This window comes from Fluoribacter dumoffii NY 23 (assembly GCF_000236165.1).
Taxonomy (GTDB): domain Bacteria; phylum Pseudomonadota; class Gammaproteobacteria; order Legionellales; family Legionellaceae; genus Legionella; species Legionella dumoffii.
This window is the reverse complement of sequence record NZ_CM001373.1, coordinates 2,005,695-2,029,641: the sequence shown is the minus strand read 5'-3', so window position 1 is coordinate 2,029,641 and position 23,947 is coordinate 2,005,695. Positions and strand designations below refer to the sequence as shown.

The window sequence follows — 23,947 nt, the reverse complement described above, 5'->3', positions numbered from 1 at the left end:
CTTTGACCCCTAAGTCTTATTTTTTGCTTGCAAACAGGCTTGCTGTTTAATCATAATTAAATCTTTATTCAGAGAATTCAAATTTTAATTAATATCAAATTCTCCTTTGCTCTTTAGGCATAAGAATTGCGTGGTCCTTATCATCTAGGTATTCTTTAAGTTGAAATTGAGGATCATCGGCGCTAATTGTAGTTAGTCCTTCCTCGATAGTTACCCTATTTGGTAATATTTGTTGGTGTGGTAGGAAAATAAAAAATTTATTATTGCGAATTTTCTTTGACTCATTCAATCTTGCTTCATTCAGACTATTTAAGGTAGTCATCATTGATTTATTTCTTTGTTTAATAACATTCTCTGCAGTAACTAAATAGCCTAATTTTGGGGTATATTCTTTGATAATATCTATTTTTCTTAGCCATTCGCTCCATTCGAATACTAATTTTTTTAGCGTTGAATGGATAAAAAATTTTCTTTAATAGAAGTATACAAAGTATTTATATTATCTAAATTAAACGCAAGATTTAACTCATCTAATTCTGGAAACTTCTTTATGCCTTCATTTACTCTAGCGATAAGTTTTAATAACGCATTTTTTTCTTTTTCTATATTATAACTTGTAGCGTAATATTGGGTAGAATACGCAAGTATTCCCAGGACACTATAATCTAGATCTAGCTTTAACGTAGCTAACCTATCTTCTACATATATAGCCAATAGATCAAGACTCCTTTTTAATGCCTCTGAATCATGTAGTTTTTTTACGGTATCCGTCCAAACATCCCAGTCCCAGCCCAAACAACGGTAAGTACTCTCTAAACCCAAATCCTTACATTCAATATATGTAAGAGAAAGAACATCTTTTTGCAGTACATAATCCTGTCCAGTTCCCATATTTTGAATAAAGTTTACATCATATCTCGGTATATAAGTTCCAGGTGATACCAGAAAAAAGTATTTAACTTTATCCATCGAAATATTTTGACGTTGACTAATAATATGATATTGGTAAGGTATTTGATCGACAAAATTTGGTAACTTTGAAGATACTGTAGTAATTGATGCCAGAGTGTCTTCATGAGGTTGTTTATCTCCAAATGCGGTAGACGTTACATTTCTCGCATTGACTGGTACTAAAAGAGACTGAAGCGTTATTGCAAAAACTAAAGTCTGCATTGGGTTATCTATAGCACGAGTTAAACCGGAAGTAACATTTTGATAAACATATAAAATAAAAGAAAAGCTTGTCATAGGCGCAGCCAATTGCTCCATTTCATCTTCAATAATTCTATATAAAGGATGAAGTAATGCTGATTCTTTTACTTGTTTTACTTGACCCCAAACCCAACTTCTCGTAACGTATTTTTGAGGGCATTGAAAGTCACGGCTTCGTAAATAATCTTTAGTCGCACGTAAGCATTGATACCATGTATCATTATCTATTGAAGAGTCTTGTTTGATTTCTTTGGAAAGATTAGATAGTTTGTTTGTATTTTTCTCATTACTCACGAATGAGTCTATTGCTTCGCATAATTTTTTGCATATTAAGTCTGATGAATCTTCAGGAAGTGTTATATATCTCTTAATGTATCGAGAAAGAGTTTGTGGGTTTGCAAAAAAAAAGTGGTTAGGAACCATGAAATTTTCCTCAATTAAGGTCTAAGTAATTAAATATTAAAAAATTTTGCACTTTATATATCAATTGCGCGTTATTTTATAATTAATCTTTATTTTAATTGAAAATTATTATTGGAGAATTATCTAACAGTTAAGGAACCAAATAGCTTTCTAATTCTAATATGAAGCAGACTTACAATAAATATCGTTACACATATGCATACACATGTGGGAATTTCATATATGGGGTCAGGCCTTGAATTTTGAATTTGATGATTTTTATTGGCTCATAGTTGCAATGCAAAATTCAAGGCCTGACCCTACATGTGTGTGTGTGTGTGTGCAATGCAAAATTCAAGGCCTGACCCTACATGTGTGAAAAAAATTACGTGAGTATTTTGATAAAAAATTAGTCTTCAGGACATAACAAATTTGTTTGGAGAGGATGATTTAAATTGAAATTTTAAATCCCACTGTCACAATTCGTAGGTTGTTAAATAGCAAGCGTAGCCTGGTTGCTTGCAGCCAGGATTTTCATAAGTCTAAATTATTAGTTCTGGTTAAGAGCAACCAGGCTGCGTTTGTTATCAGTATTTTTAAACTGACTCATCTCCTTCGATCGGCAATAATTGTCCATCAAGTGCTATAATTAACCTGCGAGAGGTTAATTATGTATAAAGATCCAATCGATGATGATGTTATTTCTTATAAATATGCGCCGTTCTATTTCGTGTGCGATGCAAAAAACGTGATTAACATAGATTCCGGGGATGCCCATGGGATTTTCACTTCTGGCATGACTGAATGCGTGTCGCTTGGCATTTTTGTTAAGGAAAGCAATGAAGTAAAGCGACTGTCTTTGATCCACTTACCAGGGGGAATAACGAGTAATACTTTGGATTCACCACTGGGGAAAAAAGTTATAGCTGCAATGGTTGCTAATGCGCCTGAGGGTGCTGAAATTGAAGCAGTGATAGGATTTAGCAGTTTACACTATCCAAACGGTTTGTTTGATGATGAGGAGATTCTGGATGTCCTTGATAAGCACCTTTTTGAATTAGGATTCCAACTCACTCGGCTGGAACTTTTTGCAGGTAATGGTCGAAATTTAGACGAGTCAGGTTTTAGTTTCGGTATAAATTTTAATGGGAAATATGGCGAATTTGTAAATTGCCATGGTCTACTTGCAAAAGGATCCTTAAATTTTAAAGAGGTTTATGTAGATTATAGTGAAATGCCCAAAAACCGTTCTCAATTGGCCTATCTGCTTAATTGGGCACGCTTACGCGGCGATAATAAACGATGGGACGAATTACAAAATGACCTACACCGCCTGGAAAAAATTCATTTCGACAAAAACTTTTCCCGATTAAAGGAAATGTCTTTTAAATTGGCAAAGGAGGATATTCCACTTGAGAATCCGGCCCAATTGAAGGATATGTTGCTCAGGGCGCGTGAAGGAGAAAACAGGGAGGTATGGGAGCAAATAAAAACCGCTATAGCTCAAGAGATTGAACAATGCACTGATAAATCCACAGCTGTAGAGAATTATAAATCACTTTTAAAGCTCCTTTTTGACAAAGCCTCTTCTAATCAATACCATGAAAGTTTTTTCAGTAGAACTGTTCAGCCAGGAGAGTCTAAACCTTGGCGACAAGTGGAGAAATATGATTCAGCGGCTGAAAATGCCTCTGGCGCACAAGAGTCCACATCAATTGATTCTGATTCGGCTGATTCAGGATTACCTACAACCCCAAAAGGGCTTAGATGATTTTTGAGTTTCAGCAGATTAGTTTTTTTCTGAAAAATATACACAGAGTAAAGAATATCCTGAATGCAAGCAGCCAGCTACATTTGTTGGTTGCGAGTAAGGTCCCGCTTGGATGTTAGTCAGTCTCCGCTTTTTTTGGCCGCGAGCAAGACCCAGTTGCTTTCCTACTTCCTGCGGCTTGTCCCCAGGATCCAGAGCTCCGAATGCAGATTGAGATTCCTGGATTCTGCGGACATGCCGTGGAACGTAGGCGGTATCGTAGGTTCAGGGGGGATTGCGGTTACCCACAAGTTTATAAAGCAACCAAATTAATAACAAATTGTAAATAGAGGATATCCCTAGTAATAAAATGGAAGTAAGTTTTGATTTTAAAACATCGCCAAAGTATTATGATTGAGAATAATTTCTTAACCGCTCATTAACGGCAAGTAAGATAGCATTGGCTTGTGCAGGGAAATTGTCGACTATGGATAAAGGTTACTTATATGACCTGCCGGCGGAATCATGAGCAGCACTCAACCCTGGACTTTCCCTTATTTTTCCTGCGTTCCATTAAATTTTTACGTGGCTTAAGGATAGAAACCATGCAAAGAAAACAACGATATTTTTTCAGAACTGCAGTACTAACTGCTTTTTTCTCTTGCCTGATGCTCACAAATGCACAGGCTAAGCCCCTGGTGAAATTTATACCGGCTTCACCGACTACTCTTTCTGTGGTAAAAGGGGATAAAGCAAGGGTTGTTTACACGGTAGTAAGTAATTCCCCAAAGAAAAAAACATTGTTTATGAAACCTATCCGAGGGATAACCGCCAATGTCTGCGAGCTCGGTCGCAATGGACGTTGTAGATTGATCCTCACCGTCAATGGCTCAGCGCTGAGGGGGGATGTTTTGGGGGGGGCCGATATTGTGCCAAAGGGGTAGTGGCTTGCAGTGTTACCGACCAAGTGCAGCTGATATTTTACGTATTCGTCTGATAAATCAACCTCCTGTTCAACAATTCACCGTCACACCATCGGCGGGCGCGAATGGGTCGATTTCTCCCGCAACCGCAAAAGTGGTAAATGCTGGCAGCACCTTGACTTTTACGGCAAGACCCAATACTGGCTTTGGAGTTAATCAATGGTTGCTTGATGGTAAAGTTGTACAAAATGGCGGCGCGAGCTTCCTGTTGAGTAATATTAGGGCTAACCATAGTGTACTGGTGACCTTTGCTAAGGCAACGCTGTCTCCTCTCTACCAAAACATGGCGCTGTCAATTAAAAGTCCGGGATCGGACCCTGCATTGGTGGGCAAAGCACGCATTATCCGCATAAAAAATTCGGGCTCAATAGCAACAAACAACGTTCAGGTGAGTGCATCCGGTTTTCCTGCAGGAACAATGATTACCAGCAATACCTGTGTGGGTGCGCTCAATGCCGGAGCGACTTGCGACATTACCATCACCCCTGGTGGTACAGCCAGCCCAGATGCCAACGCTAATGCCTGTACTACCTCACCTGGGAGTGAGCCTGTGCCGACCACGGTTACAGTGAGCGCCGATAATGCGCCATCAACTCTCATCAATGTCTTGGTATTGGGATATGGGTGCATTTATCAAGGAGGCTTTTTGTTTTCTGTGGATGATACCCCTCCTGCCACTGGCAATATAGGCGGAAAAGTAGCGGCATTATCGGATGAGTCCAATCCAGTATATCAATGGGCAACAGTATTCAATGATACGGCTGCCGACAGCCTTACAGATGGGCTTACCAATACCAATGCCCTTACAACTCCGGTGGGTCAGTATCCTGCAGCACAAGTCTGTTTAAACAAAAATGCCCAGGGTTTTAATGATTGGTTTCTGCCGGCATTTTGCGAGCTTGGGCGAAGTGATCCTGGTTGCGGCACTTCCAACCCTAACTTGTATACTACTTTGCATACAAATGGGTTAGGCGGTTTTGGCAATAACTACTACTGGAGTTCCAGCGAGTATACGCCAACTCCCACTATCTACGCTATGGGAGTGTATTTCGGCACCGGCACCCAGTTCTACTATACCAAAGACAGTAATATTCGGGTTAGGTGCATCCGGGCGTTTACTTCTTAAACCTTTCCCTCTTTTATTTTGAGGCAGCGAAGCTGCCTCATGGTTTTAAGTCACGCGGTATTTAAAGTCAAATTTATTGATGATTTTATCTTGAATCACATGCTTTTCTTTGTGCTACGCTTGCTGTCTCTCCTCGAAATAACACCTTTATCTATACTATAATGCTATTTATTACACACAATGACTTTATATCATGAGGGAGTTATCGTGCCGGGTAGTTATTTGCAGCCACAAAATTTAATTGATGAAGAAATACTAACGCTGAGACAAATTTATTTTGGAAGAAAAAACTATCTTCAAGCCTTACCTAAAGGATATGAAACTTTTTTTGAGGATTGCGCCAAAATCTCCTTGTTTTTGCAAGATACCCAGGCAGTATTGGGACACTTAAAAACTTTGAACGGTTTGTTGATAACTGAAGCTAAAGAGCGGAATTTATCTGTTGATGATGATAAAAAATGCGGATATCTGCAGCATAAAAAGGTGCTGCGCAGCGTCCTGGAACAAGAATTAGCAAAAATTGGCTTCGAACCTGATTTGGGAAAGGCTTTAGGCGTGCTTGAGAACAGTACTTTTGCTCAAATTTACTCGAAAGGAGTGCTTTTAAAAGATCCGGGGGCTGGTGTTGAGCATGGGGAATTCACTCATCCTATTCAATGGTTAATCATTGGCTGGCAGCAACAAGATACTGCTTTTTTAAGTCTTCCGGTACTTAAAATGTTTAGTAGATTTGGTGAGGACCCTAAATTTTTGTTAATATGGGACACAGTCGTCGATCAAATTAAAGAGGCATGTACGGATGCAAGATCTCCTGAGCGTCTGCATACCATGATCCTGAATTCCGATGATCCTGATTTGTCCCTATTAAAAATTCTATGCCAATCAAGAGTAAAAAAAAGAGAAATGAATAATCAAAAAGACACTTTTTTTTCTGAGCAGAAAGCTTATCCGAATAAAGAATACATCTCCTCGGAAGATAAAAATTTGTTATACCCGCTCAAAAAGAACAACTAAAAAATAGAGCCCGTGTGGAAAAGATCCTTTTCTCTTGAGTTACGTGCCGGCTTGGTGAAGGAAAAGTAAAACCCGTTTGCTGGCAAACGGGTTGAAGTTCAACAGACTTATTTGGAATTAATAAAGTTATCCGCTGCTTTCTTAATCACATCAGTTGAAATGGTTACTCCCACGGAGTTACATTGGTTAATGAGGAACGCTGCAGCATTTCCATTATACAAATCCATGTCCTCAAGATAATTTTGTTGATAATGTGAAGGGGCGTGTCTACTAGAGAAGATCCCGGTACCGCTTCGCAAATAGTCGCACATAATTGCTGTTTCAATACCTTGCTTCTGATCGCCGCTAATATTTTCAGCTTCAGTAAATAAATAGGTTAACAAGGCCACATACGCACCCGTACGATCTTTTCCAGAACTGCAATGAACCAAAATAGACTTCCCTTGGGAGATATCGGTTATCCCTTCTTTGATGTAGTTACAGACATCTGCTTTTTGTTGCTCTGGCAAATAAGGCAACGCTTCGATGGAGTGAATCGCATCTCCAGATGTATTAAAAACTTTTGCTACCACTTTTTTATTGTCTTTGGTAACACAATAGGTGGGACTCTGGCCTGGAGCATATTCCAAATCGAGGATTACATCGGGATTGCCAACATCTTCACATGATCCGCCTGAGAATTTTTTGTTTGCGCGGTATAAAATATTTGTTTTAAACAACTGATCACTGCCAGGCTTTTTAAGGCTAAGTATAGAGTTATAATTTGGGGCATTGAACGTACAACTAGTATTCAAACTTATTCCAGCATCCCGGAAGTTGTTGTTGTTTTTCCATTTCTTATAATCTGTGGTTAAACCATCATAGCTTGCAAAAACAGAGGTTGTTAAGGTTATCATTGCAACGAGAGATATTTTTTTCATGAGTGAATGTGTTGACATAATGCTCCTTCATATTTGTACATAAATTTTGAAATTTTTTTGCGTGGAAATTATCCCATTTAATTTGAATACATTAATGATGCAGTTTCGAATGATACATACATAATTAGGTAATTTATAGGTTTTGTTTCAAAAAACTGCCGGGATAAGCGAATTCCATGCAAGGGGTAGGAAGAGCTCCTTTTTACCTTGATTCTACCAGGCTTCATTAAGATTACGCTTGCCCTAAACAGTGAGGGTAAATTTAAGGGAGACGGCATCATGGGCGCCTTCGTTGAATCCCGTTATCCTGCTTTGGGACGTTTGGATATCGATCTCTTCCTTTTTAAAAAAAGCATGGGCATAACCTAAATCCACACTGAGGGCGTTCATCAAGCGATATCCCATTGAAAAACCGGTAATCAAACTGTCCCCAGGACCTATTTGAAATCTTCCATTCGAGGGGGACTGATTGTATGTTCCTGCTACTCGAATTACCCACTTGGGCGTCACTTGATAAATGGTCCCCAAGGTGAGAAGCCAACTGTTGTGAAAATGGTAATTAATCTGAGCCTTGGGGATGATAAAGACTCTGGAAGCAGCTTGGGTAGCAAAATTATACACCGACACTGTTTTAAAGATATCCCATTGCACGTATTGAACAGTTCCTAGAAATCCTAATTTCTCATTGAGAAAATGGCTTAGAGTCATGACACTTCGTGCGGGTGTCCAGTATTTAAAATGGTAATCATCAGAAGAAATACTCTGGGAACCGGTTATTGTGCTTCTACCCTGTAAATTATAAGCCACCGCACTGCGGTAATTAAAACCCAGCGCGGTTTTTTTACCAGGCTTAACTAAAATCCCGAAATCACCGCCCAAACTGTTGGCTTTGCTGTCATTCAAGCTCCGGCTTTCCGGAATATTCAATCGAGGTATCCCTGCAGCAATAGGTTCCTGAACCAGATGGGCATAGGTAACATTCAGGTTTCCCCCTATAGAAAGAAATTGATTAATTTTAATGCCGAGCGCGGGGATAAAATCAATATTATTTGTTTGATTGCGTGCAAGGATATAGCGAAGAATGGGGGAGTTATCCAATTCGCGATTGAAATCATTTGCAACCACAGCAAAACCCGCTACGAAACGTTCACTCACAGGGATGCTTAAATACATGGAAGGTAAGAAAAAATTGGATTGGGTGGTGGTTGATCCTGATTCGGAGCCTCCAAAAGGTACTTTTTGCGCACTCCCGCTAAACTCAAATTGCGCTCTTGCCAGAGTGCCCAACAAGATAAGTTGGTAATGAGGAGAAAGAGTTAATGCCGCCGGGTTGAAATAAATGGCTGTGGCATCTTTCACTACCGCTGTCCCCATAGTTTGCTCAATAAAAGAGGCATGTAATGGCCCGGATAATAAACAAAACCCAAAGATCACATACTTCCTGAATTCAGTTAAGCTTGCCATAAACCTTGAGGCGAGAAAGGGATGTTCTTCAATTTGTAAGAGTATTTTTTGACTGAGTCAAGGTTATTTATTAAAGACCATGAGGATCGAAAAAATCAATTAATATGTAATTGAGAGAGCTGATATCTCAGTTCTTTCAGAGATGCACAGGCGCATGATTTTTGCTTTCAGGGAAAATCCTGCACCTGCTTGTTTATCTGTTAAGAAAAAAGGGGTTAAAATTTAAAAGTATAGGTATGCTCTTTCTCAATCTCATCCGATAATTTCTTATTATTTACAGACAAATGCGGAAGAGTAACTTTAACCTCAGGTGTACCAAAACATCCTGAGTCCGTTATATGGATACTGCCCTTATTGATTTTTGGCAGGATGACACAGGAATTATCCTTCTTCAAATTAAAGAAACCAAACTTCATATTACTCTCATTGATAGTTAAAAAAGAGAGCATTTTATCGTTTATTTGAAAAAAAACAACCCAGTTAGAGTTTTTTTGAGTCTTTTCTCTAAAAATGAGGCGCCATAAGCTCATAAAGGCCCTTGAGTGTGGTTCAACAAAGATGAGCTGTTTTTTTGCAAAGGATCTGCACTTTACTTACCCAATTTAATTTCTGATTAACTAATCAGGTTGTGGGGCATAACTTGGAGGCGCATCCTGTGAATTGAGGGTATCAGGACTCAAGACGGAGCTCATGGATTGGTTTTTTGAAAGTAAAGTCATAATGGTAGTCAAACCAATCAGAGTCATAAAAAATAAATAATAATAAGGTGCAATGGGACTGATGTATTCAATAAGCAGAGTGGCAAAGAGAGGAATGGTGCTGCCGAAGAGCGCGTTTCCCAAATTATAGGCGAATGCTATGCCGCTGTACCGAACATTTTCCGGGCAATTCTCAACAATTGCCGTTAAAGTATTCCCTTGATCGAAGGAACTAATCATAGTAGCTATCCCAATCCCTAAAGCCGTTAATAATAAGGATTGTGATTGGAATAAATAATAACAAGGGAAAATAAACAGAAGCATGATTGATGTGGTTATTATCATCATTTTTTTCCGGCTGTAGTAATCGCCGAAAATCGCTCCTACCGGGATTGCAAACAACATGATAACTAACACCGCACTTTGAAAAATCAAGGCCAAATCTTTTGAAAATCCCAAATAATGCTCCACATAAGTTGTGATATACAGCACAAAAAAATAATAAAAAGAGGCGCTCATGCAGGTAAGGCCCAAAATTTTTATGAGCTGGAGAGGCGCGAATTTCATGGCAGTAAGAAGGGGGACCTGTTCCAGCTGATGCATTGATTTCAAAGCGGAGTACACCGCAGTTTCGGGTAATTGAAAGCGATAAAATATAATTAGGGAGCCAGGGAGGCCTATTATAAGAAACGGGATTCGCCAGGCCCATTCATTAATGGTTTCCGCAGTCCATAAGCAATTCATCATCATAAAAATAACGGTTGCAAACAAAAAACCAAGGTTTGCTCCACTGGCTGCGAAGCTGGTAATAAATCCCCGATTTTTTGGTGAAGCAGATTCTGCAAGGTAAATCATGGTGCCGCTGTATTCACCGCCTATAGATAATCCCTGCAGTAACCTTAACAGGATAAAGATAATAGAAGCGCTGACTCCTATCTCTTCATAAGAAGGAATAAGGCCAATAGAAAGTGTGGACAGAGTAATCACTAAAATGGAAATTCTTAATGTTTTTGCCCGGCCTTGCGTATCACCCAAATAGCCGAACAAAATACCGCCAACAGGGCGGCATAAAAACCCGATTGCAAATACAATCAAGGCTTCAATAGTTGAACTGATTGCTGCATCCTGAGGAAAAAATTTAGGTCCAATGATTGGAACCATAAAGATAAATATCCCCAAATCAAACCATTCTATGGTGTTTCCAATTGTTGAAATTAATATCTCTTTCTTGTCCATTAAGGGGCCTAAACATGATTCATGTGAGTGGTTAGACAAACATCCGTCTTTCTATATTGATACTCATAGATAATAAGTCAATAAAAATTAACGTTTTTACCACTTTGCAATCATGGGTGAAATTGATTTGGAAGTTAATTTTTCTAATACAAATCCCTACCTACTTTTCTAATAAAATGAGATCAGTACTGCGGATACGAGCAATTTTTTTTATCGCGACAGGTTTTTCCTTCAGTAGTTTGTGTAGGTCAGCAAACAGATCAATACCATGATGCTCCAAGGGGCGTAATAAAAAGTAAGCCCTCCCTGCATCTGCAAGAGAGTTTTCAAGTGCTTGGATATAACTTTGAAAAGAGCTGTCTAAAAAAAATCGGCACCGATTTTTAAATTCGGATGGGGAAAGCACTCCATGACCTGGTTGAAAATAGGGTGGGTTACTGATAATGAGATCAAATCGTCCCTCCCATTTTTTAGTATGTAATTCCTCATAATTTAAAAGATGCCAGCGGAATTGCAATTCCGGGCGATTGATATGAGCCAGGTTTTGATAAAAATATTCAGTATAAATATCCTGAATCTCCACAAAATCAATCTGCCGGATTGCCTGAAGATGCCATGATAATTCCATCCCAATGACTCCGCAGCCTGCGCAGAGATCCAATATGCGTAAAGATCCAGGCGCGGGGTGGAATTTCAAGTGGGTTGCGACAAATTGGGCAAGCTGAATTGAATCAAGACTAAAATGATATTCGTCAGGTTGTTTGTAATTATAAGTAAAAGACATTATTTAATTTATTTTGCAACATACATTTCAAAAGGCACTGAAAAAAAATGATAATCATATAGGACATGTGAGGCAATCCTAGCCTTTTGCTTGCAAGTAATTCCCTCGCCAATTGCGGGAGTTTACCCCTTGGAAGCAAACAGGCTACAACAGTGTTTTCTCTAATTTATTTTTAAACGTTTTATTTTAAATAAGAAGACATCAATGCGACAGCATTTAATGCCAGGGTTTCATCTGACTCGATAATATTTGAGCAATTGTTCTGACCTGACCAAAATTTATTTCGATTTTTCTCAGCAGCCCGAAATTCTTTATTAAGCTCATTTCCCTTCACTTGTGGCTTAAAAAATGTACTTTGAAATTTTTTATTGGAATCTCCGCCTTTTATTTTCATATTATTTTCCTATTATATGATTTACAGATAAATTAAGGACAAAAATAATATCATTGAATAAGTATCTGACAAAATAATAAATTGCATGCGCTATGCACTGGGTATCTTCTTGAGTCCATTGCCAGTAGCCACCGAAAAAATAAGCCAAAACACATTCCCATCAGAAATAATCAAAATAGTAAAAATAAACTAAATCTGTATGCTTACCTTGACCTCAGCCCGCAAGATTCCTTATTGGAGGGTTTCGTATTGAGCCTCCCCTGATGCAAGGCATGACCCAATTTGGTATTTTTTCAAAATCTAATTCTTCCCCGCTTGCTAAAAAAGGAGTGGGGGCTTCTTTATTGGAGGGGTTTGTAGACTTTGATCCTTAGAATGCAAAGAGGAGGAAAAGCCTGGTAAGATATCGAACCACCAGATCCCTCTTTTCCAGCTAAACGAATGTTCAGGGAAAATCAGAGGGCATCCAAAATCCGTTAGCCGGAGATTTTCATTAAAATCAATCCCGAGATAATGAATAACCCGGCAATTATTCTTAAACTATGGGCAGGTTCTCCCAGGACGAATATTCCGACTAAAAACGCCCCGACTGCACCTATCCCTGTCCAAATCGCATAAGCGGTACCTAAAGAAAGCTGACGCATGGCAAGGGACAAAAGAAGAAAACTCAAAATCATTGCCACGAAGGTGATGATAGAGGGATTTAATTTGGTGAAACCTGAAGATTGTTTCATGTAATATGCCCAAACAATTTCAAGTAATCCGGCGAAAAATAAATATACCCAGGCCATTTTATATTCCTTTTAATAATCTGGCCGTCCAGAATGAAAGATGCTACTCAATGAGGTCGTCCTCATGCTTAAAGTCTACCATGGAAAACAATTTTATTAAAAAAATTATCCTGTGCGCACCTATCTTTTTTTCAGTCCATCTCTTATAGCTCCGAGCTTCCCTTAGACCTAATGGCATTCAACTGTTTAAATTCTTCTATACTAAAATGTAGGATTTATCGGGAAGGTGTTTAGCCATGTTTACTGCACAAATGTTGTTTTTTGAATCTCTTTTAAACCGATATTTTGAGCAGTATTCTGGTAAGTCCTCAATCATGCAAAATTTGCAGAAGACGAATGTCAGTTTAGATTTATCTGAACTTGATAAGAATTTAGCTTTATGGAAAGAGATAATACCCACCCTGGCTAACAATACTTCGGTAGCCCATCTGTCCTGTACTCATTTACCAGACAGAGATGAATCGCGGGAGTTTATAAAACTACTGATGCATGCTTTATCCATGAATACCCATGTAAAAACTCTGAATTTAAAAAACAATTTCCTTCACGTTGAGGATGCGGAAGCGATTGCGGAAATGATAAAGCTAAATTCGACTTTAAAGACCCTGGATTTAACTTCCACGGGTCTTGAACAGGAGGGTGTAATCCCAATTGCTATGGCCATATATGATAATAAAAATTTAAAAAGAATCAAACTGAACGAGTGTAGGCTTGAAAAAATTACGGGCTATCTCTTTCAAGGACTAAAGGCTCTTGAGTCATTGCAAGAACTGGAGATGAGGAATTGTTTTCTGGAAATTGATGAGATATTAACCCATTTTTTGCAAGGAAATGACTCATTAGTGAAATTGGATATGTCCATGAACGGGTTTCATGAAGGTGAGAGTTTAATTCATTTAATCGAGGGGTTAAAAAGGAATAGAAATTTAGCTAATTTAAGGTTGAGTGGTTGTTGCCTGGATTCATGTGCACAGTCTCCATTGGAGCAGCTAGCAGAAGCTATAAGCACCCATCCCGGCCTAACTCATCTGGATTTTGCTTCTAATGGACTTTATCCTCACAAATATGAATTAATTTCCACTATTCTTAGGAACAGCCCTTCCATAAAGCACCTGGTATTAGATGGTAACGGGATAGAGGATGCGGATATGTCGAATTTGGGAAGTGCATTGGCCGCCAACCATTCACTGGCTTCTTTGTCATTAAGAAGAAATCTAATTGGTAATGAAGGATTGAAGACTTTAGGCGACGCACTGGTCAAAAACAATAACCTTGTACATCTTGATTTAACAGACAATTCGTTTGATTCGGTTCAGGGATTATGTGAGGGTTTGAAGAATAATATTAGCATTACCTCTATTGACTGTTCAGCTATTATTAAAGATGGAAGCTGGGAAACACTTAAGGAACTATTGCAAAGAAATTACCGTATAAAAAGGAATTATCTCGTTGTGTTACGTGAAGCAGAAGCTGCCGGGGATCTCCAGGGAATGCTCAAAGTACTGGGAGATATGAGGTATGAATTTTATAATGCCGAGGAAAAGACATGGCATCCCCAACCCCTTGCAACAATCTACAAGGTTTCACTCGAAACGATCAAACACAAATTGGAAGAACAGCTGCACAAAAATCCTAGTCCAGAGCAAAATCTATTAAATTTTATTGATCTTTATTTCAAGGGATTTCCTCTGTTAATCGAACTCCGGCCACTATTACTTCAGGAGATAGATAACTATGTAAATAGTGCTTCTCTTGAAGAAAACGAGAAGGAGCTATTCCATAATCTGCAAAATGCTCTTTTAAGAGTCAATGATAAACAACCTATACCTGAAGAGGAGATTGCATGTGTTAAATATGTTTTGGATTTCTTAACTAGCCAAATTGTTTCGCGGAATAATGCTAAAGATATGGGGAATACTTCAAATTCACCTGCAGTAAAGATAAAAAAATATTACAACCAGGACGATTTTATTCCGAAACTTAGCCGTTATGATTCTGTGGAATTGATGAGAAAGAGATTTTCAGGTCTTTGTGAATTAATTTGTAACTATATAATTAAAGAAGATTTAATGAATTTTACTTCTCAGGATGAGTCTGGATATGAAAGTGATTTGAAACCGATTTTACCGCAAAATATTAATGATATTCAGTTAATGGCGGGTATATACCATTTAAATAATGAATGGGTATTGAGCAGTCATATTTTGGACAGAAGCAGTAATGCCGAAAAAATTAAAGCATACCTATTTAATAAATATCCTTATGCTCTTTTTTCTTTATCTGATGTGAGCCGAAATGGCAAAGAGATTGATCCTGAATTACTTACAGCCAAATTAAATGAATTGGAGGTAGGTGGTTACATAAAATTTATGGTTTTTAGTAAATCACTGGGAAAAATGGAAGGTCATAGTATGTTGATAAAAAAGAATTCAGACAATACCTTTTCCTTTTTCGACCCGAACAAGGGAGAATATGAAAAACTATCTGCTCCCCAGCTGTGTATTAAATTAAATAAGGCAATGAAGTTCTATGATGGAACCCATATGTCTTTTATTGACGGAGTAAAGTACATAAAAAGCATAACGCAACAATCTGCAAAAGACGATCCTGCCCTGCTATCACGGTTACACCTTGGGGTGATGAAAATTGATCCGCTCGATCGGCAATCCAATATCAATGCAGTTCATAATTTATTATCACATCCTTTATTTTGGAATACAAAAGATGTTCCACCCGCATATATCAAAGAGTTAAGAAATATCTTGAGGCGAATCGACTTTAATAATGAATTAAATATTGTAAAAAATATATTGGAAATTAAAAGAATTTCTGCAATGGAACCGGACCCGGATGAAAACATGCAGGTAATGGCGGTAAGGGCAGTCTTTAACAGCCCTACCTCCACCACGTTCGCTAATATCCTTGCCAATCTCAATAAAGAACCGCAGATAAAACACATTTTGGATGAGCTCGTCGATGCCCAACACGCCACCTCACACGGTAAAGCCGGGTGTGGTTAGCAGTGGCTTAAAATCCCCATACCAAATTTTCTAGGTCTTGCAAGTTACTTACCTTTTCTTTCCAGTTTGGAATTCTCACCTGGATGTCCAAATTACTGTATTGGTGGAGCAGCATTAATGCGGTTAATTGCTTGCTCAAGGCGTCGGTCAACTCCTCTGGCAAATAACCATAAGCCAGCAAAAATGTCTGCAGTAATTGTTTGTTACCCTGGATAAGGAAGGCTCCTGGGCCAAGTAGATCATATTGAGGCAAACCCAGCATGGCATCGCCAAAGTCAATTAATCCGCTGATATGCCAAACACCATTGACTTGCTTAACCAGGAAATTCATGGGGGTATATTCACCCGTTAAGATAACCGGTTTTTTTAATTCGGGCAGGTTTTCCCGAGCTGCAGCAAGATATGCTGGTAACTGTTCCAGTAAGGTTTTTGGAAGACCCTTGACTTGATGGTGTTTGACGCATTGGGCTATTTGTTTTTCAAGAAATTGCGGCCAATAACAATCCATCCCCTCAAGCCCGTCTGTTGGTAAGGCATGCACTTCACGAATGAGCATTCCCAATTCATGAAGGATGATCATTTTATTGTCGTGCGCCATGGTTTCCCAAAGATTCTCCAAAAGGGTTCCTTCGAGTTTAGTGATGATTAAATAAGGCCAGCCCCATAATTCCCCTTCATACTCAAGTTTAGGGGTTTGTAAGGAAAGCTTGCCATCCACATGGCGTAACACCGCTTGTTCATTTTTAAATTGGTTTAAATGAAATGGCGGAAAAATTTTAATGACGTTATTCCCATAGGAAAAAACTATATTTGTCCCTTCAGGGAAAAGCATTAATGGCAATTTCGGTAATTGAAGCTTATTAATAATCGCTTTTCCCAACTCTTCGCCAATTTGTTGTTTCAATGGTTCATAATCTTCGAAGGTATGAATGGTGGAAAGAATTTGTTTTAAATCGGTATGGTTCATCAGGTTAATAGGGTATTATCCTCAGTTAAATAATTTTATCATTTATTGAGCAATTGCATACCTTTTATTTCATTCCAGCCCATGCATTCTAGATTGAATTTTTGTTCATAATATTTTCTTAATGCTTATTATTTATAATTATGGTTCATTTATTAGTACAAAGAGATATTCCATGAGGTCAAAATCTGAAACAGAAACACCGTTTAACCCATCTAGCGAATCCATAATTACGATTAATCCAACCTGTTTAACCCCAGAGCAGAGCTTGTTCCTAATAGATTTTTTAGAGGGGGATGAGAGTCCAGAAGTATATTCGAAAGATACTGTTTATACATTTGCCCAATTCAAATTTAAATTTACTCATGAATTAAATTGGCGCCATAGAAAAGACGGGATCAGTGAATGTTTTGAGGTCATAAAGGACACTCGGGCTGGAAGCGGAAAATTTGCGAGTGTCGACAACATAGAAGGTAAGTTAATTTTTAAAGAAAGCGGGTTGGAATTTATACCCGTACATTTAAAGCCTCAAAAAGAAAGGGTTAGAAAATTCATTTTCTTTAAAAAAGATAAAGAAGAGGCACAATGGCGTAAAAGCATTAAAGAAGAATATAAACGCACCAGACAAGCAGGACATTTAAATATAAAAGAGCCGGTATTTTATAAAGATAAAAATGAGCTTTATGCTTACTTTTTTATTAAAAAAGCACCTGGACCTACGTTACATGATCTTTTGTATGGGGATGCAAAACAACCGCTTGACACCGCAACCCGAAAAGCAATTTCTCTCGCTATCATCAATGCCTACATCGATCAGGTAGAGATGAAGGGATTAGTGCACAATGATTTATCACTTAGGAATATAATGGTTGATCTTTCAAGCCCCCAGCGGCCAAGGGTTACTTTTATAGATTTTGCATTTGCCAAAAAAGTGCATAAGAATGATGCTGGCGGAGTAATAAGGGGGACTCCTTTATATATGGCTCCCGAACGTTTTGTGGGTGATGGAAGCAGTACCGCAAGTGATGTGTTTGCTTTAGGGCACATTCTCGCTGAAATCTGGGGTGGACAAAGAGTAATACCTAGTGCCCGATCAGGAATAAGAGGTATTTATCTTGCCAATAAAAAGGGTACATTCGATAGCGAACTTATCCACGTCGAGGCTTCTGATAGAGAAAAAATCGTGGGGGGATTACTCCAAATGATATCGCCCAATCCTGAGGATCGACCAGTGCCTGAAGAAGTAAAGGATATTTTCATAACTTCTCCACAACAACTTGCAGAACCCACTGTAGCCGGTTCAATGAATTATCCCTCCTGATCATTGGTTTTAAGTCCTGCCTGCTCTGGGTGGGGCTTACAGGCTTACCTGGCCTGGCAAGTTACTCAGTCCCAGGAAAGTAGGCACCCTGGGTTTTACCATGTTGAGTCGTTAGATCGTAAGTTACATCCCAGTTGTTATGCTGATTGATAATATTTTGAGCTGTATTTTGAATGGCCGATTGCAGTAGTTCGCAAGAAAGCATGGGAGGAATCTTTAATAAAGCTTCCTCCAGCTCAGCTGCAGCTTCCCTGCCATTATTCCCATGGCCTTCTTCATGTCTAATCAGGTTAGCAAGGTAATTTTCCCATTTTAACCTGGGTTCAGAACTTCTATAATTTTTATTTTCCCATGCGGGTAATAGGGTAACGATATCAGCGGTTACATTTACTTCTGTAAGATAACACCCTTTTTCCCTCTCATTATCAGTACGCCACTTATAGTTCCAGTTGATGTACCAGGAGGTTTTCGCATCATAATGTCTACCCATGGAAATAGGGCCTAAATCATTGAGTTGTTGTCGCAACTCTTGCTCGGTAACCCCGGTAATTTTGTAAAAAGTTTGGAGATTATTTACAGTAGGAACGGCATGGATTTTTAGATTGAAAGCGAATAAATGGATTAAAATAAAAGTTATTTTTTTTATCATGTCACATGCTTCTATTTATTATTAAGCCTAAGATTACTGTTTGTTGGCAGGCAATCTATCAAATCAAGTTTTTTGCATTCATTATTATTCAAAATATAGCAAATTGCATTTGTTTCATTTCATTAATTGCAGCAGCAAACAGGGATAAAATCGGTACATCAACAAAAGCAGGTTTTGTTTCCCAAGAGGGTGAACAGTTCTTTCAAGTTCATTCAACAGTATATTTTGAGTGACTGAGAAAATAGCTATCAGGATAGTAGGCGAACAATACCGAGCCGTTTTTAATGAGATTGATAATGGACTTTGCGAGACTTGCTGCAACTGCAGGACAGCCCCACGAACATCCAGCCCGACCCGCTTTCTTGATAAAGGAAGGCTCGACATACCAGGCGCCATGCACCACAACCCGACGCTTGTAGGCGTTGGAATTTAAATCTTCCTCCAAACCTTCGAGATTTAAGGAATAACCGTTATGCCCATCATAGGTATTTTCTGTAATATAGGTTCCAAGACTGGATTCTTTTCCCCACATTTCATTTGAAAAGTGATAGGGAACAGTACCGCTTCCTGAATTTTCGCCATGTGCTACATAGGTTTTAAGTACTAATGCATCCTTCTGCATGTCAAAAATCCACAGGCGGTTTTGATTGGATGGGACAGAAAAATCAATAATAGTAAGCATGGTATTCTTGACTTTTCCTTGCTCAAAAGCTCTTTTATAGGCCCTTAAAGCAAGTTTAATAACCTCTTTGTTTAGATTGGGGGCTGATTGGGTAAGTTTTTCTATTTTCACCTGATCCGGGGAGAAGTTTTCTTTTTGTTCTATGATTATGTTCGAAGTCGAATAAAGATTTTCTAATGATTGGCTTACAAAAAAAGCGAGTAGGGTAAACATCGGGCCTCACGTGTATTTGAATTAAAAATGCCTCAGCTGCATGGGTTATTTCATCATGAAAGTTTTCATTTGCAATAGACTAGATTTTTTGAACTGTAGGAGTCACTAAATAAACCGGGATGAGAATCTTCTCTTGATTTGTGCAACTTTCCAGAAGTAGATTTTCTAATTCTATAACGAGCTTGTAATTACTAAGAAAGAGTTAAAGGATAGTTAAGTTAAAAACTATTATTCAGTATAGCAGAAAATAAACACTAAGGATTAATACAAAGGTGGGTTGGCTCTGGTTGCCCAATTAAAAAATAATATGTGGATTTGAGCTATAATTGTCCATATAGTTTTTTTTAAGAATGCTCAATGCCTAAGAAGTATTTTTCAAGTAAAGGAGGAACACTAGCCAAAAGACTTGATCAAGCTTGGGTTGATTATAAAGACCCATCATTATCTGATAATGATCGGCTTCAAGCTCTTGATTTTATGATCTATGTTTTTGATATCAAAAAATTTTCCAATGAAAAAAATCTACTTAACGGGATCCTGGTCAAGCTGATGGCGGAGAGAGCGAGCAAACAACAAGAAAATCCGCATTACATACCGGTATTATCTTCAGGAAAATATCAATTAACAGCAGATATATTAAAACCAACAAGCCGTACCAAAGATTCTTCCGAACCATCAGTTCAAGAGGCTTTTGATGCCGGGGAATTACTCGATGTTAATCAAGACGATAAATATGAAGATAAAGCACATGGAACTACCTATTTAACTCCAGAGGAAAGAGCAGATTATCGTGTTGAAATTCACGAAGGCCTATTTCATAAAGAAGGTAAAGTTTTTGACTCATCCAAATTAATAGCGCACAACAAACCCGGTTTTATTGCCTTCACCTTAAATACAAACGGCGAGCTTTCTGCTTTCGAACATTTATCTGTTAAATTGGATAAAAGGGGTAGAAAGTTAGCTCACTCTTCGATGAATTCAGGCGCTCCAGTATTGGCTGCTGGTGAAATGGAAATAAAAAATGGCAAATTAATCAGTATTAATACTTATAGTGGACATTATCAGCCTTCTTTATATTCTGTGGCGCGTTTTTTAGAATATTTAAGTGATCGAGGCGTGGATATTTCAAAAACGAAAGTATATCTTCAAGATGCACCCGGTCCACAATCAGGTCTTAGCTCGAAAACAGTTTTGTTAAAGGGAGATCCGCAGCCCTGGCATGAAGTCCCAGCAACAGATATTGTGCATAGTGTAAAATCGATTATGCATAACAATCTAAATTCTCTGGATAACTATCTTAACAGTAGCAAAACAAAATTATTAAGAGATGTTTTTAAAAATGATTCGGCTCAAGCTAAGTCTAAGATCGCAAAAGATTTTTATGAGGAGCTTGCGTACACGATGGATACGATAAAGGACTCTTCTTCGCTGGTAGATATAAAAGTATCTCTTGACTGTCTCGATGCAATAATTGCCAGATATTCAAGTCAGCTTGAACAATTAAATGGAAAAACAGGACGCCTAGACAGTAAGTTTGCCGATATGAAAGCCCAAATAAGAGAAGTACGAGAAAAGTTTGAGGGGTTAGATGAAAGAAAAGAAAATGAACGAATTGAAAGTTTTAAAAATAAATATTAAATGATTCGATAAGCTCAAGTTCCTATGTGACTCTCTTTTTGAAAAATACCAAAAGTAATTGACGGAAAGTTGTGCTTTTTTCAGTAAGGGAGACAAGATGCACACTTTGTCGTGCAAGCGTCTTTACTTTAATTTTTTAGTATATTAGAAATAAAGTTCTGCTAACAAGCAGAATTCATTTTGGATGTTTCTTTTTCAGGACATACTTTTAAGGGATGAAATTATGCACTTAATAAAAAATATAGGATTTATTCTTCTTGCTATCTATCTGATTTTAGTAGCGTTTAGTATTTTGCTACCCCAAATTGGAATTCCCGGTATTCTTACTGCGGTAGTTGCATTGGTAGCCGCGGTATTCATTCTCCTAGGCAGGTAGTCCTGTCGATGCCGCTCGTGCTTCAGTGCCAAATCTAATAAACATAAAAGTCACCACCGGCTCACTTTAAATGGGTGAGCTGAGGTGTTCGTACCAACGAGATATTCTCTAAACCAAAGTTATGTTCTCCTAGTTTAAAAAAAATACTCATCTAGTTACTTAAAACTACACATTGATGTTATAATGCCCAATTTAAATTGTTTGAATGTAATGAGCACCAGTTCAGAAACTCAAAATAATTTGGATAAAATGCTGACTGAAGCAGTTATATCCACTACTTCCGAAAGAACAGCCCAGGAGGCATGTAGATATGCGCGCGCATTTATTTTAAAGGGATATACACAGCTTGCTGCAAATTCCTATGATGCATCCCAACGCAGGGCTTTATACAAAGCCGTCAAAGACTTGAGAATCAGTACCCAAGAGTATCCTTTGTACAGCGTGGAGATAGATAAGGAGATTCAATTTTTTAATGAAAATATTAATAAGTGCAAGAAATTTTCTCTAGGGAATTGCCATGAAATGGCTCTTATGGCTCTTGATTATGTCATTCGCTATGCCTCTCCTTCCCTAAATGCAGAAGTTTATCGAATAAAAGGAGGAGACCATGTATTTTTAGTTGTGGGAAGAAAAAAAGGGAGTAATCCTAAAAAACCTTTAACCTGGGGCAAAGATGCCTGGATTTGTGACCCCTGGTCAAACAAAGTTTATCCGGCTTCCGAATATTTAAGCCAAACAAAAAATTATTACTTTTCGCAGAAATCTGCTGGAGATTTTTCGAACCATCTGGAAGATTTTAATCAACGCAAACATGAATTAACTCCGATACCATTTCAAAATGCGGAGTACTTACGTACAGCAAACTCACGCCCACATCTTGATAAAATTATTGCCCTTTTTCAAAAACGAATTAAAAATATGATAAGCACTTTGGAAAAACTCGATTTTAATTTAAATGCCATTATCAATCGGCTTGCGGAGAGATATCCAGATAACCCGGAGAAAAAAGCAATAATAGGAAAAATCCAGTATGAATTGCATCTGGCTATTGAAAAAATTAAAAAAGGAATGGAAAAAGACTACACCGTATTGTCCTATGACACGCTTCGCTCCAGTCTGGAAGATATATGTAAAGAAGATTTATGTCTTTTTCGACAAGCAGTTCATCTCGATGCTGCAGATAAGGCAATCCTAGCTAAATACTATAATGAAGAATCTTATATTACCAAAGCATTACGTTTCTTTAAAATCCTGCCTAAAACGGCAAGGGATACAGCCCATTCAATAAATACGGCCCATCAACAAATTGAAAAAATATTCAAAAATAAATAGCTGCATCACAGGATTGAGAAAGGTATGATCCGTGCCTATATAACATTTTACCTATCCTTCCTTGTTGTCCATCCCTTTGTTGTTCGCTTCTATTTCTAAGAAAGCAAATAAATGATTAATGAATGCTCTAATTGATTGATTTGGGATCTAATACTACAATAAATTTGCATTTTAACTACAGGGAGCGTCATTATGAATAAAAAAATCAAGTATGCATGGATTGTGGCAACAGTATTGGGGTTAGGAGGCTGTACTACAATGGAGTCTGTTAATTCACCTGGATATCGTACCCATTATGCGTATTCTTCCGGATACACCTCCCCAGGATATACTACCAGTTATCATAGAGGGGGCTGGAATAATGGTTATTCTGGAGATTATTATGGTAACGGTTATAGATATAGACCTGGCTATTCCAGCGGAGTAGGTTATTACACAAACAATGTATTATATAACACCAGTGATGCGAGATATTACCGCCATAGACACTATAATAAGCATCATTATATGGGATACAGTAATGCAATGTATTATCAAGGCCATAAGCGTTATCACAGGAATCACTTAGACTATCAAACAGGTCAGATAAATTATCAAAAAAGATACAGATCCAATCAAATGAATTATCAAAATGGACAGTCAAGTTATCAAAACACCCAAATGTACCATCAAAAACGATATAAAAATAACATGGTAAATTATCAAAGTAGCCAGAGTGGATATCAAAATGGTCAAGTAAATTATCCTAAACATACTGGCGATCATCATCATAGCCAGGTAAATTATCAAAATACCCAAACAACTTATGGGACATCAGGTCCTCAAAATACTCAGCAAAGCTATTAATTAATAAGGACAAATCAAATATCATATCTAGAGCGCGATATTCTTTGTTTCTATCGCGCCTTTTCTTTTTTACATGTAAAGACGCTGTACTTAGGATATTAATTTTTTATCTAGCCGTCTGCCCTGAATAAG

At 38.0% G+C, this 23,947-nt stretch carries 21 protein-coding genes; 10 read left to right on the top strand and 11 right to left on the bottom strand.

The window, feature by feature from the left end; all coding sequences use genetic code 11:
• Positions 1–444 precede the first annotated feature (444 nt).
• Complete coding sequence (locus KYQ_RS09030; RefSeq protein WP_019349903.1) at positions 445–1,635, bottom strand: hypothetical protein; 1,191 nt, start codon at positions 1,633–1,635, stop codon at positions 445–447.
• Between the two features lie 649 nt (positions 1,636–2,284).
• Between KYQ_RS09030 and KYQ_RS09025 the strand changes: the two genes are divergently transcribed.
• From KYQ_RS09025 to KYQ_RS09010, 4 genes are all read left to right on the top strand, one after another.
• Complete coding sequence (locus KYQ_RS09025) at positions 2,285–3,385, top strand: hypothetical protein (RefSeq protein WP_010652898.1); 1,101 nt, start codon at positions 2,285–2,287, stop codon at positions 3,383–3,385.
• Positions 3,386–3,870: 485 nt separating this feature from the next.
• Positions 3,871–4,308: a hypothetical protein gene (locus KYQ_RS09020; protein ID WP_019349902.1), complete on the top strand. Its 438-nt coding sequence runs from the start codon at positions 3,871–3,873 to the stop codon at positions 4,306–4,308.
• Between the two features lie 4 nt (positions 4,309–4,312).
• On the top strand, positions 4,313–5,473 hold the full coding sequence (locus tag KYQ_RS09015) for an Lcl domain-containing protein (protein ID WP_019349901.1): 1,161 nt from the start codon (positions 4,313–4,315) through the stop codon (positions 5,471–5,473).
• A 207-nt stretch (positions 5,474–5,680) separates the two neighbouring features.
• Positions 5,681–6,487, top strand: a complete 807-nt coding sequence (locus tag KYQ_RS09010) for a LirA/MavJ family T4SS effector (protein ID WP_010652899.1) — start codon at positions 5,681–5,683, stop codon at positions 6,485–6,487.
• A gap of 107 nt (positions 6,488–6,594) precedes the next feature.
• Here the strand turns inward: KYQ_RS09010 and KYQ_RS09005 are convergent, their stop codons facing one another.
• The 7 genes from KYQ_RS09005 to KYQ_RS08965 form a co-directional block, all read right to left on the bottom strand.
• On the bottom strand, positions 6,595–7,425 hold the full coding sequence (locus KYQ_RS09005) for a tyrosine-protein phosphatase (protein ID WP_019349900.1): 831 nt from the start codon (positions 7,423–7,425) through the stop codon (positions 6,595–6,597).
• 225 nt (positions 7,426–7,650) lie between these two features.
• Positions 7,651–8,841, bottom strand: a complete 1,191-nt coding sequence (locus tag KYQ_RS09000; RefSeq protein ID WP_010652901.1) for an OmpP1/FadL family transporter — start codon at positions 8,839–8,841, stop codon at positions 7,651–7,653.
• A 245-nt stretch (positions 8,842–9,086) separates the two neighbouring features.
• Positions 9,087–9,401, bottom strand: a complete 315-nt coding sequence (locus KYQ_RS08990) for a hypothetical protein (RefSeq protein WP_010652902.1) — start codon at positions 9,399–9,401, stop codon at positions 9,087–9,089.
• An 87-nt stretch (positions 9,402–9,488) separates the two neighbouring features.
• Positions 9,489–10,805 carry an MFS transporter gene (locus KYQ_RS08985; RefSeq protein ID WP_019349899.1) on the bottom strand — a complete coding sequence of 439 codons (1,317 nt, stop codon included), beginning with the start codon at positions 10,803–10,805 and terminating at the stop codon, positions 9,489–9,491.
• A 160-nt stretch (positions 10,806–10,965) separates the two neighbouring features.
• Entirely contained in the window at positions 10,966–11,589 is a 624-nt protein-coding gene (locus KYQ_RS08980) for a methyltransferase (RefSeq protein WP_010652904.1), read from the bottom strand.
• A gap of 181 nt (positions 11,590–11,770) precedes the next feature.
• Entirely contained in the window at positions 11,771–11,983 is a 213-nt protein-coding gene (locus tag KYQ_RS08975) for a hypothetical protein (protein WP_010652905.1), read from the bottom strand.
• Positions 11,984–12,459: 476 nt separating this feature from the next.
• Entirely contained in the window at positions 12,460–12,774 is a 315-nt protein-coding gene (locus KYQ_RS08965) for a DMT family transporter (protein ID WP_010652906.1), read from the bottom strand.
• A gap of 236 nt (positions 12,775–13,010) precedes the next feature.
• Between KYQ_RS08965 and KYQ_RS08960 the strand changes: the two genes are divergently transcribed.
• Positions 13,011–15,794 carry a leucine-rich repeat domain-containing protein gene (locus tag KYQ_RS08960; RefSeq protein ID WP_010652907.1) on the top strand — a complete coding sequence of 928 codons (2,784 nt, stop codon included), beginning with the start codon at positions 13,011–13,013 and terminating at the stop codon, positions 15,792–15,794.
• Between the two features lie 7 nt (positions 15,795–15,801).
• Here the strand turns inward: KYQ_RS08960 and KYQ_RS08955 are convergent, their stop codons facing one another.
• Positions 15,802–16,761: an aminoglycoside phosphotransferase family protein gene (locus tag KYQ_RS08955; RefSeq protein WP_010652908.1), complete on the bottom strand. Its 960-nt coding sequence runs from the start codon at positions 16,759–16,761 to the stop codon at positions 15,802–15,804.
• A gap of 172 nt (positions 16,762–16,933) precedes the next feature.
• Here KYQ_RS08955 and KYQ_RS08950 point away from each other — a divergent pair, with 172 nt between their 5' ends.
• Positions 16,934–18,079, top strand: a complete 1,146-nt coding sequence (locus KYQ_RS08950) for a protein kinase domain-containing protein (protein WP_010652909.1) — start codon at positions 16,934–16,936, stop codon at positions 18,077–18,079.
• Positions 18,080–18,140: 61 nt separating this feature from the next.
• Here KYQ_RS08950 and KYQ_RS08945 read toward each other — a convergent pair whose 3' ends face one another.
• Complete coding sequence (locus KYQ_RS08945) at positions 18,141–18,728, bottom strand: DUF922 domain-containing protein (RefSeq protein WP_019349897.1); 588 nt, start codon at positions 18,726–18,728, stop codon at positions 18,141–18,143.
• Positions 18,729–18,936: 208 nt separating this feature from the next.
• Positions 18,937–19,623 (bottom strand): murein L,D-transpeptidase catalytic domain family protein, encoded by a 687-nt coding sequence (locus KYQ_RS08935; RefSeq protein ID WP_010652912.1) that lies wholly within the window; start codon positions 19,621–19,623, stop codon positions 18,937–18,939.
• Between the two features lie 357 nt (positions 19,624–19,980).
• Between KYQ_RS08935 and KYQ_RS08930 the strand changes: the two genes are divergently transcribed.
• The 4 genes from KYQ_RS08930 to KYQ_RS08915 all read left to right on the top strand — a co-directional run bounded on the left by KYQ_RS08930 (position 19,981) and on the right by KYQ_RS08915 (position 23,815).
• A complete protein-coding gene (locus KYQ_RS08930) occupies positions 19,981–21,261 on the top strand; it encodes a hypothetical protein (RefSeq protein ID WP_010652913.1) in 1,281 nt (426 codons plus the stop codon).
• Between the two features lie 223 nt (positions 21,262–21,484).
• Positions 21,485–21,637, top strand: coding sequence for a hypothetical protein (locus KYQ_RS18305; protein ID WP_231294534.1), 153 nt, complete (start codon positions 21,485–21,487; stop codon positions 21,635–21,637).
• Positions 21,638–21,820: 183 nt separating this feature from the next.
• Positions 21,821–22,969, top strand: coding sequence for a hypothetical protein (locus KYQ_RS08920; protein ID WP_010652915.1), 1,149 nt, complete (start codon positions 21,821–21,823; stop codon positions 22,967–22,969).
• A 192-nt stretch (positions 22,970–23,161) separates the two neighbouring features.
• Positions 23,162–23,815, top strand: coding sequence for a hypothetical protein (locus KYQ_RS08915; protein ID WP_019349896.1), 654 nt, complete (start codon positions 23,162–23,164; stop codon positions 23,813–23,815).
• Positions 23,816–23,947: the final 132 nt, after the last annotated feature.

Coding starts and splice junctions, on each gene's coding strand:
- KYQ_RS08935 (WP_010652912.1), bottom strand. CDS start 19,623: ATGTTTACCCTACTCGCTTTTTTTGTAAGCCAATCATTAGAAAATCTT.
- KYQ_RS08975 (WP_010652905.1), bottom strand. CDS start 11,983: ATGAAAATAAAAGGCGGAGATTCCAATAAAAAATTTCAAAGTACATTT.
- KYQ_RS08990 (WP_010652902.1), bottom strand. CDS start 9,401: ATGAGCTTATGGCGCCTCATTTTTAGAGAAAAGACTCAAAAAAACTCT.
- KYQ_RS08980 (WP_010652904.1), bottom strand. CDS start 11,589: ATGTCTTTTACTTATAATTACAAACAACCTGACGAATATCATTTTAGT.
- KYQ_RS08955 (WP_010652908.1), bottom strand. CDS start 16,761: ATGAACCATACCGATTTAAAACAAATTCTTTCCACCATTCATACCTTC.
- KYQ_RS09005 (WP_019349900.1), bottom strand. CDS start 7,425: ATGTCAACACATTCACTCATGAAAAAAATATCTCTCGTTGCAATGATA.
- KYQ_RS08930 (WP_010652913.1), top strand. CDS start 19,981: ATGCCTAAGAAGTATTTTTCAAGTAAAGGAGGAACACTAGCCAAAAGA.
- KYQ_RS18305 (WP_231294534.1), top strand. CDS start 21,485: ATGCACTTAATAAAAAATATAGGATTTATTCTTCTTGCTATCTATCTG.
- KYQ_RS08960 (WP_010652907.1), top strand. CDS start 13,011: ATGTTTACTGCACAAATGTTGTTTTTTGAATCTCTTTTAAACCGATAT.
- KYQ_RS08915 (WP_019349896.1), top strand. CDS start 23,162: ATGAATAAAAAAATCAAGTATGCATGGATTGTGGCAACAGTATTGGGG.
- KYQ_RS09020 (WP_019349902.1), top strand. CDS start 3,871: ATGACCTGCCGGCGGAATCATGAGCAGCACTCAACCCTGGACTTTCCC.
- KYQ_RS08965 (WP_010652906.1), bottom strand. CDS start 12,774: ATGGCCTGGGTATATTTATTTTTCGCCGGATTACTTGAAATTGTTTGG.
- KYQ_RS08985 (WP_019349899.1), bottom strand. CDS start 10,805: ATGGACAAGAAAGAGATATTAATTTCAACAATTGGAAACACCATAGAA.
- KYQ_RS09025 (WP_010652898.1), top strand. CDS start 2,285: ATGTATAAAGATCCAATCGATGATGATGTTATTTCTTATAAATATGCG.
- KYQ_RS09030 (WP_019349903.1), bottom strand. CDS start 1,635: ATGGTTCCTAACCACTTTTTTTTTGCAAACCCACAAACTCTTTCTCGA.
- KYQ_RS08920 (WP_010652915.1), top strand. CDS start 21,821: ATGCCCAATTTAAATTGTTTGAATGTAATGAGCACCAGTTCAGAAACT.
- KYQ_RS08950 (WP_010652909.1), top strand. CDS start 16,934: ATGAGGTCAAAATCTGAAACAGAAACACCGTTTAACCCATCTAGCGAA.
- KYQ_RS08945 (WP_019349897.1), bottom strand. CDS start 18,728: ATGATAAAAAAAATAACTTTTATTTTAATCCATTTATTCGCTTTCAAT.